The organism is Flavobacterium tructae (assembly GCF_002217475.1).
Taxonomy (GTDB): Bacteria; Bacteroidota; Bacteroidia; order Flavobacteriales; family Flavobacteriaceae; genus Flavobacterium; species Flavobacterium tructae.
Genome location: NZ_MUHH01000039.1, coordinates 1 through 12,168, shown reverse-complemented (window position 1 = coordinate 12,168; position 12,168 = coordinate 1). Strand labels below are relative to the sequence as shown.

Here is a 12,168-nt window from a genome sequence, read left to right as displayed (position 1 = left end):
AGGCTAAATATAATGATGTTTGGAAAAAAAATACCAATGCATTAAAAATATCCCAAAAAAACGCTACATTGCATACCTTCAGAATCAATGGACAGATTGTTATTTTTATATCTCCAAAAATTAAAAACCAGCAGTCAAGAGTTTATTTTAAAAATCAGGTAAAAACACCTGATTCTATTAAAAATATATCTATTAATATTGATACTAAATTCCAACAGTATCAATCATGACTAAAGAAGAAATATCCAATGCAGTAATACATGTCATTGCCTTAAATAGCCGATATACAATTGATGAGATTAAAACCACAGATGCTTTAGAAAAATTCATAACCGCTTTCATGAAAGCTAAATTTGCAAGAAGAATTGGTGCCAGGTTTGATATAAGATCCACCAGATTGACAAATGAACTCTACGTAAGCATAAAAAAAGTAAGCCAGCTAGTTGACTTTATTGACAATATGCTAAATCCTACATTATGAGATGCCCTTTCTTACTAGCTTTTTTTTTCATTATCCTTGCAGTTCAAGCACAAGAAAGGATGATTTTCTTAGGCTACACTAAAAACTATTTTGAAAAGGACTCCACAAACATTACTTTGAATTTCGATCTAAACCGAATTCCCGGCTCAAGTGAAAAAAACACGGATACCTATCTCTACAATGAAAATATGAAAAATGAAAAGTTTGGACTGTATGTTAAGCCTACTGCGGATATCAATATTGGATCTGGCACCACTACAGCTCCAAACAACATTAGTGTGGCGCTGCCTTTTGGTATAGCATATGATTCCACACCATTCGCACAGCTTTCTTTTGAAATCGGACCTGAAATTGTAGGCGATAAAAATTTTGATAACTACTTGATATATGGCAATACTGGTGTTTATTACCGATGGGAATACAAAAAAAAAGTGCTGGTCAATCTGGCTGCGGGCGCAGGAATGGCGCATGGAACGCGCACCTATTTGGATGAAAAGAAAAAAGCCAATGGGTATAGTCGGTTTACCGTTCCTCTATATTTTAAATTTGGATTCTGGAACGGTGAGAAAAATGGCGTCCCCTATCAAAAGTTACAGCTTGTAAATTCCTTTAAGTTCAATAATGTATTTGAGGATAATGATCTGATTACTCCAGAGCCAAACATGATATTCAATACAACAAGAATTGATTTATATTTAAATGCCAATTTTGCAATAACCGCTCAATACCAGTATGGCCAGGAGGAGCCTTTATTTAAGAAGTTAAAAACCATGTCTTTTGGCATAACTTTAGCAAAATTCTAACTATAATCTTTTGTCTTCTCCCTCTTATCTCTCTTCCGTTGAATTGAATCAAAATAAATTCAGTCCAACATATTGTTCGCCAATATTTGAAAAACCTTAATTTGCTAAAGACATAATTCAGCCTTTAAAACCAAAGCTAAATATCAACAAACACCAACCTTAGTGATGATAAGTACAGAAACAGTATTACTGTCGGCATGCATTGGAGCTGCTTCGGCAATTCTCTCACAATTCATTGCAAATGCATTGAAAGATAAAAGTGATGCAAAAAAAAACAAATTTGATCTTATAGCAGAGGAACGAAAGCTGACATGCATGATTATGCTAAATCGAATAAGCTACATCCAGACAGGAATGACAATAGAATATTATTACCAGCTAGCTGTAATTAACCAAAAAAATCAGGAAAAAGAATCAAATCTGCAGAGGCATCACGATGAGATCAAAGTCAGCAATGCGCTGCATTCGGAATATTGCACCTTAACTGGCAGCTACTGTAAAAATATATACAACATTATCAATTATGTGGGGAATGCTTCCGAACTTGAAAGTATTATGATCCGGATCATAAACCGGCCAAGTGAAGATTTTACCGGAATGTTTGATCACCTAACCACTTATGAAAACCTTTTTAAGACCTATCATAACGAGCATCAGTCTGCATCCTCCAAAATCGAACAATTCAAATCGGATTTTCATGAAATGCGTATTAATATAGAAAGGATTACAAAACAATCATAATTAAAGTAATGACAGGAAAGACCGAAGAACTTTTCAAATTTTTGGCACAAAACAGGGATTACAACAAGAACCTGCAGGAAAGGTACTATCGTTCAATTATACTTCCTTGTAAAACTGAAAAAGAAAAAATCATCTCACTTTTATATCATATTGCAAATACGCAGAGCCAGCCGAAAATAGATCTTCTAGCCTGCTCGTACAAATCAATAATTAGTGAGAAAAGTTCTTATTCACTTTCATGGAATTTATTGAAAAAATCAATCCTGGCGGCAACCGCAGTTACGAGAGTCTTTACAGAGGAATGATTAAACAAAAAGGCTGGGGAGAAAAGACAGCGGCGTTATTTTGCAAAAGCATTTTTCATCTGCACAACGGGAATTATAGCAAAGAGATTAAAATATGGGATGATGTGCCTTCAATTATAGCTCGAAAAGATATTTTTTATCTTCCCGTTGATGCAGTTATCATCGCTATTTTTAATAAACTGGAGCCATTGGTAAAATGGAATTTTACAAATATTAATAAATATCTTAGATACCATTACAATTCCAGCGATATTGAAATTTGGGACGATTTATGGTTTTGGGGGTTTATTACCCAAAATGGCTCGCAAAATCGGATATTCGAATGGAATGAAAATAAATATTGGGTGCTGAAAGAAAGCGATAAAAGCCAAATAATAATTGATGAAATCAAAACTAAAAGCAATGAATTTTTAAGTCTAATAAATTAAATCCTACTGCTAGGCATATGCTGCTCTTCTTAGTGGAATGCTAAAAATCTTTTATTGATACTTTTTAAAACTTAAATTAAGCGACAAAATATATTACAAGCACAAATCCATCATATAAATTTATATTAGAATGAGCCATTTACAAAAGACGAAACCACATGTTTTTATCATCGAAAGCCTAGACCTAACTGATGAAGAAAACAAGTACTTTGAAGGAGAAATAATATCCCGAATACTGAATCTTTCACTAATTGAACATAAATATTATTACATTCGAACAAAGAAGGAATTCAAACATTTGATAGAAGAATTTGCAACCCTGAACTATAGATACCTTCATATATCCTGTCATGGTAGCAGCAACTCCATCTTCACCACTTTTGATGAAATTACTTTTGACGATCTATCGATAATACTTGGGGATAAACTGGATGGCAAGCGTTTATTTCTTTCTTCTTGTTCATCAACAAATAAAAATCTGGCGGATAAAATCTTTCCTATTTCAGACTGTTATTCAGTCATTGGGCCAAATAAGGAAATCAAGATGGACGATGCTGCTATTTTTTGGAGTTCATTTTATCAGGTAATGTTCAAAAAAAATCCCAATGCAATGAAACGGGAAAATTTAGTCAGTGTTTTAAAAGAGCTCAAAAAATTATTCAAGATTCCTTTGAAGTATTTTTCAACGTCATCTTCATCACGAAAAGGCTGGAGAGAAACAAAAATTTAAACTATTCATTGTTTATGGGCCTAGCAGTTCTTCTGAAAAATCATCGGCATCTTCATTTGCATACCAATCGTCAGTATTAACCAAGTAATTCACAAGTTTTGCTTTGGATTTTTTTAAATTTTTACCGATGATCACTGTGAAGTCTGCATTAAATGGAAAACTTGTATCCATTTCGTGGCCAGTATCACGCCTTAAATCCCCGTCAGAGCCCCATTGCAGCCTAACAAGCACTTTACCTGTGACTTCAATGTTTAAAAATTGTTTTCCTATCTCCACTATTTTATAATCAGTAACAAAAATACCATTAATAGTGTGATGGGTGGCTAAAATATCAATTTCACCGCTGACATTCCACATTGTTTCCTCAAACAGTTCTTTAGATAGTTTCTCTTCTAAAGAGTCGTAAAGGAATTGTCTTGATTCTCTGATTGCCAGAATAAGATCACTGAAAGCACTAATTATCTGATCAACATATGCCTCAATCTTCGAATCATCCAATCCAAAGGTATCAGCATTTACGTGAGTGTATTTATTAAGTATATCAATAGAGCTTAATATATTCTTGCTTAACAGCCTAAGTCTTTCTTTATCTTGAACTTCTCGATTTAAAACTTCATCGCTCAATCTTCCTTGTATGGCAAATTTTATTCTTTCCGAACGTGCAATTTTGCCCAGTTCTCCAACTTCGTTTTTATACCATCCGCAATCTGTAACCTCTTCATCCGGTGACAGTGATTTAAGAAAGTGCCTGGACAGTTCGCGGATGCTGTAAGCAAAATTGTTAAATTTTAATTTATTATCATATTCCAAATTCTGGAAGGCTGCGTGCAATAGTTCTAATTCGAACTCATTAGTAATTAACGCTTCTAAATGCTCGATATCTTTTGATCGGTTTTTCATAAAAATTGTCTTTTTTATTTCATTTATGGCAAATCAGGGTTTTACCATTATTAGTTGATCATACTTTAATTTTCCAAACCGCGCCTATTTAAATGAAGTACTTCGCGTAGATTTCGGACAGGTCTTGGCTGTATTCTCTTCTTAATTCCACTTGTAGGGATTTCTTGATTTCTTCTATTGGCTTCAGCTCATTTAAAAATATGCTTTTGCGATGGATAGAACTCATCCAGCAGACATTAAAACGGCTGTAATCAAATTTAAGGGGATCTAAAAGCCATTTTTCATAATCTGAAAGATCCATGAGCTTTTCTCTTTGGAAATCGCTTAAAGTAATTTTCTTTGCGTGCACCAGTAGTGCAAAATTGAAAAACACAAAATCTAAATTTGTCCAGTCAATTTTACCGTCTTTAAAACGGACACCTGATCCCATTGAATTATTTATCGTTTCCACATAGATGTCAAAGTAATTTTTATAACTATAATGATACAGATCTTCCCAAAGCAGTTTTCCATAAAGTATATCGTCAAATCTAGACTCTAAATAGCTGTCTATCTCGTTTCTTACAATATTTTGGCAGTTGGAATCTACGATCTTTAAAATAAAACAATAAGATTTGAAATCAATATGGCTGCCATTACCAGAGTAGCAGTTTGCCATGGCTTTTTTGACAAGGCTTTGATTCGAAATTACATTCTCGGGATAATATTTTCTCAATGCCAGACAAGCACTGGAAATTAATTGATTGTACTTGATATTACTATAAACATCTTTGTTGATTGCAGTCTGCAGTATTTCAAGAAGTGTTGCAGGTTCAAAGAAATTTCCTTTCTGCATAATGAAATGGCATAGCTTCTCCAGATTAAAATGGTATAGGAAATCTTCTGTCTGAAGAAAGTTTACAATCGGTTTTTCCAAAACTTTAAATTCTTCCTTATTAAATTCCGTCTTGCTAAGAATAAGGCAGATATTATAAAATATAGCCGAAATCCTATTGCGGAAAGAAACGTTCAAAAGATTTTCCCTCATTAAATCGTTCTCATAAACGCCAAATGAATAATTGCTGGTCCTATAAAAGGACTCGAAATAATTTAAAGAGCATTTTATAATCTCAGTTACCCCTTCAGGAGAGATATTAATATTCTCCAACTGTTTGGTAGCCTTTTCAAGCTCACTCGAATTAAAATGTATAATTACCTCTTGGATAAAAAAATGCGAAAACGATTTTAATCCTACTTTCGGAGTCAAAAAGCTGTTGATTAGCCCAAGAAATATATCCTTCACAATATCTTTATATTCTTTAAAGATATCTCCAACCAAAAAATTTAAATTATAATGACGGTAAAGAAGAAAATACTGCTCCATCAGATCATCTGTAAAGTTGCTTCCGATTCCCCCAGTACTGGGCTTCTCATATGATTTTTTAAGTTCGTCAATTTTGATATTGAGCTCTTTGACTTTATCTTTAATTCTTTGATTAAGCTTATTCTCTTTTACATTTATCAGATATTCTCTGACTTCTGAATCAATTTCAAATTCTAATTCATCATGAATTACCTTATCCACATTAATGGACTTTATATGGTCCAGAATTACTTTTCTATCCTCATGAGGATAGTTGTTCTTGACAAGATTAAACAATCGCTTTTCATTGAGTCTTATCACAAAATATTCAATCCCCTTTCCTTCTATAATCTTATTTTTTTCTAACTGTTTGTATACTGTAAAGCCCGTCTTAAAATTATTGTTTGCCATCAGGTAATTGCCATAACCAAGTTCAAGGGTGCTTTTTTCGTTATTGCCGACTGTCATCTTTAATTTAGCCAGGATTTTTGATAGCTCCAAGTTCCTAAAATTGCAGACATAGCAGTCACACACTCTATCTTGTATAATATTAATGCATTTATCAACACCCTGATCATCGCTAAAATGGTAAGGATGATGGTAGCTTCTGCCCATCACGCCTTCCTTCTCCTTATAGACTGCCATATAATCTTTTACAGCCTTAATAAAAAATATATTGCATTTATTCAAATATTCAAATATGTAGTTTAATTTAAAAATTGCGTCATCTATTTTAAGTATAGCCAATTCATCCAATAATTTCGTGCTTAAGGTAAAATTGCTTTCATTGAATTCAATTTCAGACAATAATTCAAAAATTCTGCTGTTATTCGTAAATAATACCTCATTATCGTAATGCCATACTTGTTCATCCAAAATATTAAACGGGTACAGATTGCATAAATAATCTGGATCGACAAATCCTAATCCCTTAAACTTGAATAAACATTCATAAAGCTCATCCAAAATATGCTTCGATAAAGTATTTGTTGTTTTGGTATCCGAAACGAAATCATAGAACTTATCTGTTTTAGATTTTCGCGACTGTACAATAAATCTCTCCTTTTGAAAAAGGAATAAAAATTCCCTAAGCGGATCTCCAAGTAGGTCGGCAAGAAAATAAACCTGATATTTAGTGCGGTCATTCGCAGCATAGAAGCGTATCTCTTTAAAATTGGATACTATAACCCATTTGCACTTTCCTCCCATTTTTGGTGCATATTCAAATGCCTGATCAACCGGAGTTTTATTTCCGTCTCTTTTTTGTTTGCTGTCTAAATTTGTCTTTGCATCCTTTATCTCAACGACAGCGCGTACATCATCGTTTTCCTTTTCCTTCGTAAAATAGCCCAGTGCCCCATCAGGCTTGGTACCGTCCATTTTTGATTTGGTTTCTTCACGCAGAAACCAATGCCTGGAATTCCAATAGCTGAATTCCAGTACCTCTCCAAAAATTTCATTTATAAACCTTGATTTTATTTCCTCTTCCTTTAGACTGTCCAGTTTTCCGCAATTCAAGTCTTCAATCCAGTTCTGGATAAGTTCTCTTTTATACTCTATACCAGACACATCTGAAATCTTGAAACTGGAAGAGTATTCATTTAGGTACTCCGGTGAGAATATATTCTTTTGCTTTGGAGGCATAGATTTGTTAGTTTAATATTATGAATTAGATTGCTGTTGTTCTCTTACTGTTCCTCGTAACAAAATATGGTATAGAATATTTTTTTTAGTCTTGCATCCTGAGTAAGATGGATATGCTTTTGTATTTCTTTTTTCAGAATGACCTCATGTTTTTTCATGTGGGCATAGTAATATTTGGTATTATACTTCGCAATCCAATAGGGATCAAACTCTGAATAATCGAAATGATCTATATCCAAAAGCCAGTCATAATATCTTGATACTCCTTTAAACTTTGAAAACCTCTGGTCAGAAAGGCAAAGATTGTACTTAAAAGCTATATTAAACAAATCGTCCAAAATAGAATATCTTATTGAAGCTGGATCTTGGCTTGAATGCGTATTCCTGCCAATTGGATGCTCATTAGCAATTTCTATTGAATCAATAAACTGATTAAAATATCCTTTTGTGTCTATATCAATCAAATCGTAAATCAGCATTAGTGAACATAGATCACGGTCAAATCCGTTATTTAGATTTGAATTTAATGTCTCCGATAAAATCTTCTTCTGACGAGATCCCAAAATTTCGAACATAGTCACCAGCATATGATAATCCCCGCTCTGTTCGGTCTTCTCTTTTAAGTAAAGCAAAATCTGGCTGAATTGCGGTCCAGTAAAATTCAAAGTGATTTTGCTGTAGCGCAATTCATTGATTAAATTAATCATTTTATTGGAATCGAAATAACCGTCATTCTCTGCAATAAACAAGAATAGCTGGATTAAAAGACCGTTTTCAATCTGATTGTTTTTTCGTATGAAATAATTGTAAATACTCTCATAATTATACCTTTCGACTAATTTTTCATTTTCTAAAACTTTAAAAATACCTAGAGTTATCCTTGACACATCTTCCGATTTGAGTAGAAGTATTCCAGAAAAGAAAAGGAAATTTTGAAAAATAGAATTATATCTCTCTTTAAAAATTTCAAAAAGATATTCATCGTTTTCTTCTAAAAGCGTATTTAGTTCATCTGTCGAACTATTTGTAAAATTCATAAATAAATTGACAAACTGGTAATCTTGATCCTCAAGCTTTTTATAGGGGATTTCATAAACGTTATATCTTTTCAAATATTTCTCGAACTCTCTGACATCGCCATATTCAACCAAATGATACAAATAAAAATCATTAAGATACTCGATTTTGTTTTGTCCTTTTTTTATAGAGAAAGAAGCCATCAGACTATTAAAAAGATTAACTATTATCTCCGTGTAATCCGAATATTGGTCATAAACTACATAATTTTTGGAAACAAAACGATGCAGTATCGAATATTCGTAGTCTATTTCCTCTTCGAAATTCACTGAGTTTACGGCACCTCGCAAATAAGAATGGTACATCTCCTCAACTTTTTTTGTGTAGGATTGAATGCTGTCTTTTGCAGAAGTGAAAAAGGAACGGCTAACGATGATTTCTTTGATTTTAAAATCTATGGAATCAACTTCTATATCTTCAAGGTTTATTTCCTTCAATTCTTTGACTATCTTATATTTTTCAGGTAAGTCAAAATATCCCCACTCAATAAATTTGCTTAGATGAAGTAAGTTGTGCTGTGCGATTAAATATGAAATCTTTTTGTTTTCTTTCACGGCCTTAATGCTTGCTCTTTGAAATAAATCTTTGGATTTTAAAAGATCCCCAAACTTATAATAGAAGTAGCCCTGCCTTAGAATTTCCTCAAGAGAATTGTCGCTTTTGCTTTGAGGCAGTGACCTTAAAGTATCTATAAACATAAACTTTTCAAAATTATCAAAATAATCTTCCTGCTCAGACTTCCTGTTGATGATACTTTTTACCTGACCATATTTTTTGCCGGAGATAGTCTCGATTCCGTTTTCGCATAGTGTTTTAGTAATGAAATCAAACATATGAAATTGCTGTGAATCATCACCAAATGTATTCATAAGGGCATTGTTCTCAAATTGAAGAGGCTCAAGCAAACTAAAGAGCTCCTCGTTGTAGGTTTTGTATGTGAAAACACGTCGGCTGGAATAATCATTTAGCTGATTTTTAAATACGTTATCATGTATAAACATCTTTGAATGCAAAACATTTATATCCCTGAATCTGATTGATAAAAAATTGTAAAGCTGATTTAAATAAGGTAGATCAGACTCAATTGGAATTTGCGATTCTTTTGATGTCGTGTCACTATAATACAATGCAAGCGATTTGCGGAAGTAGTCGTAATACTTTTGAATAATCTCCTCTCCTACATTACTAATTAATTTATTCCAGCTCCAATACTCAAATCTAATATTATGAAGTTTAGAAAGCCTGATGGATTCACCAGATAGATGAGTATCGTTTTTAAAGGTGGAAGCCACAATAAATGTTTTAAAGTGGTTGTCATGTGATTCATTAAAGCTCTTAAAATTATTAATTTCAATATTAAAATCTTCAATCAGTTCTTCACGTATTTTCTGATCTGGCCTGTCAATCAATTTGTGCTTGCATTGTATTACTGTTTGTTTATCAGTAGAAAAAATATCAATTCCATGCTGTTTTTGTCCCTTTCTTCCGAAAAGCTCGTATGAAGTGGTTTTGTCCAAGCCATTAAATATATCACACACAAAAGCTTCGAATTCTTGATCGTTAACTATGGGAAACAACTGAAAACTTGATAGGCTTTTCATAAAAGTTTTTTAAATAATTAGTATCGTAAAATAATCATTTTAATCCGAAATAAACAATAAAAGACAGTAGCTCTGCCAATATTTTCAAAGGTGCCAAAACCCTAAAAACATTCCTGCTTTATATTCTTACACATACTTAGATTGTCTGGGAGACACCAATCAAATAATATTTTAATTTTTACTTTTTAGATTTAAATAAAGCAGTACTATTTCGTTATTTTCTATTTTTTCGAAACAAAATACTTAGTCCAAACATTGTCATGAGCAATAAAATATTCTTGATAAAAATCGAAGGAACCTCTTGAGACATGCTTTGAATCATTGACTGCCTTTATTAGACTTTCATTATCATGCGACTTTTCAATTAAGAACATGAACTGATGCAAATTCAAAAAACCAGAACTGAAAAAAGGATTAACATCATTAACAATATCCAAATATTTAATAAATTCACCTCTTTTCTTTGAAAAACTATTAATTGTTTGTGCCATACCCAATAATTCACCTTCATTATTGCTTACTAATTTAAAATCAGGACTCAATAATTCAGTAAGTATTTGATCTAAAATAATCCTATCCTGCATTACACCATAATCAGAGAGTGTAAAAGTAAACCTATCCACAGATCTATCATTCCAGAGAATCTCGGTTTTACTGCGATTCAAATCCACTGTAAGCCTTTTATTCATTCGCAGTAAGGCATCTGTCCTAAAGCATTGGAATTGGGATTCAAAAATACTTCTGACCAAATCAGTAAAAATGGCGTGCTCATCACCTGATTTGGCTTTTCTAGTTAAAGATTTTTTCTTACTCTCTATAAGTAAAATTCCTGAATCCGATTCGATAATTAAATCAGCTTCACCTTCTACATTCCTGCCATCAATTTTCTCTTTATATTTCCCGCAGGAATAAGTAATGTTTTTTGTGGCTAACTTGTATTTTAAAAAATTCTCAAGATGAATATTTCCGACTTTACTATCTATATCGTAAGGAGGGTCTAATTCTCTAACCTTACCGATTATCGCTTCGTAAAATGAAAGTGCAGTCAGTGATTTTGGAAGAAGAATATACTCACCGCTTTTAACTCTCATTAACGGTTTTTGCAAAAAAGTAACATTTAAATAATCTATCGGCGAAAAGTAATCAGAATTGACCTCACCACATTTGTGTGAGAGATCATTCAATATTTTCTCCATAATTTCTAATTCTAAACCTATTTCTTTAACTAATTTAATGATGTAGAACTGTTTTATGGCGATTTTACTTGATATCGAAAATAGATAATTCACAACCTTTATCAAATCAGCCAAATCATATGGCAATAATTCTTTAAATTTTTCTGCTTCCTGTTTAAGAATATAGTTGCAAAACTCCTGAGCATACTTTGATTGAAACTGCGGTATATCAAATAAACTTCCTCTTAATACTAAATCATTAAAATATTGAGAAGACTCGCGTGACGAATGCACTATGTCTTCCCATATGGTGTAGCTCTGAACTTGATACATTACAAGACATAATTGTTTTGCAACAAGAATAACTTGCTCAAATTCATTTTTTACATTTATCTTTTTTTTGGGCTTTTTATCAATATGTTTAACAGCTAAATTAAACAAATAGGCATGTGGAACTTCAATTTCAACTTTCGATGTATCAACTTGATTCCCCTGTCGTAAAATTAGAAATCTCTCAAATTCATTAACATATAAAATATTTTCCAATAATATTTTTAAAAAAGATTGCCCGCCAATGTTTTTTATTCCTTGCTCAACTTTCTTTAATATTAATTCCTCCTTTTTTATAACAATATTGCAATTAACTATTTTAATATCACATCCTAGCGAATTTAAATTGATAATTGCTTTTGCAGTATCAATTTCTTTCTTATAATAATCTTTTCTTAATTGACAATATGCATCTGATAGTAATAAATAATTTTTTACTAATTGAATTATTTCATCCCATACCAAATTTTCAAAGTCAGGAATGTTTTTGATATCGCTTCGAATTATGCCTTCTAGAGTAAGAGCAATATCTAAGTAATTGTAATATTGTCTGTTTCTTTTAATTATTCCTTCAAAAATTAGACTTTTTCTTACTTTAGACAATACCCTGA

Annotated in this window: 9 protein-coding genes; 5 read left to right on the top strand and 4 right to left on the bottom strand. The window is 32.3% G+C overall.

All coding sequences use genetic code 11. The features are described from left to right. The first annotated feature begins 226 nt into the window (after positions 1–226). The 5 genes from B0A80_RS16935 to B0A80_RS16910 all read left to right on the top strand — a co-directional run bounded on the left by B0A80_RS16935 (position 227) and on the right by B0A80_RS16910 (position 3,488). Positions 227–481, top strand: coding sequence for a hypothetical protein (locus B0A80_RS16935; RefSeq protein ID WP_089078056.1), 255 nt, complete (start codon positions 227–229; stop codon positions 479–481). 59 nt (positions 482–540) lie between these two features. After that, positions 541–1,284, top strand: coding sequence for a hypothetical protein (locus tag B0A80_RS16930; protein ID WP_089078055.1), 744 nt, complete (start codon positions 541–543; stop codon positions 1,282–1,284). 165 nt (positions 1,285–1,449) lie between these two features. Next, the gene (locus tag B0A80_RS16925) at positions 1,450–2,025 is read left to right on the top strand and encodes a hypothetical protein (protein WP_089078054.1); all 576 of its coding nucleotides are present in this window, start codon (positions 1,450–1,452) and stop codon (positions 2,023–2,025) included. A gap of 238 nt (positions 2,026–2,263) precedes the next feature. Then, on the top strand, positions 2,264–2,758 hold the full coding sequence (locus B0A80_RS16915; RefSeq protein WP_124020584.1) for a hypothetical protein: 495 nt from the start codon (positions 2,264–2,266) through the stop codon (positions 2,756–2,758). Between the two features lie 130 nt (positions 2,759–2,888). Continuing rightward, a complete protein-coding gene (locus B0A80_RS16910) occupies positions 2,889–3,488 on the top strand; it encodes a hypothetical protein (RefSeq protein WP_089078051.1) in 600 nt (199 codons plus the stop codon). A 12-nt stretch (positions 3,489–3,500) separates the two neighbouring features. Here B0A80_RS16910 and B0A80_RS16905 read toward each other — a convergent pair whose 3' ends face one another. The 4 genes from B0A80_RS16905 to B0A80_RS20825 all read right to left on the bottom strand — a co-directional run. Further along, complete coding sequence (locus B0A80_RS16905; RefSeq protein ID WP_089078050.1) at positions 3,501–4,388, bottom strand: pPIWI-associating nuclease domain-containing protein; 888 nt, start codon at positions 4,386–4,388, stop codon at positions 3,501–3,503. A gap of 88 nt (positions 4,389–4,476) precedes the next feature. After that, complete coding sequence (locus B0A80_RS16900; protein ID WP_089078049.1) at positions 4,477–7,374, bottom strand: hypothetical protein; 2,898 nt, start codon at positions 7,372–7,374, stop codon at positions 4,477–4,479. Positions 7,375–7,418: 44 nt separating this feature from the next. Next, a complete protein-coding gene (locus tag B0A80_RS16895) occupies positions 7,419–10,052 on the bottom strand; it encodes a hypothetical protein (protein ID WP_089078048.1) in 2,634 nt (877 codons plus the stop codon). 221 nt (positions 10,053–10,273) lie between these two features. Next, positions 10,274–12,168 (bottom strand): hypothetical protein (locus B0A80_RS20825; RefSeq protein WP_089078047.1); only part of this gene is annotated, 1,895 nt, incomplete at its 5' end.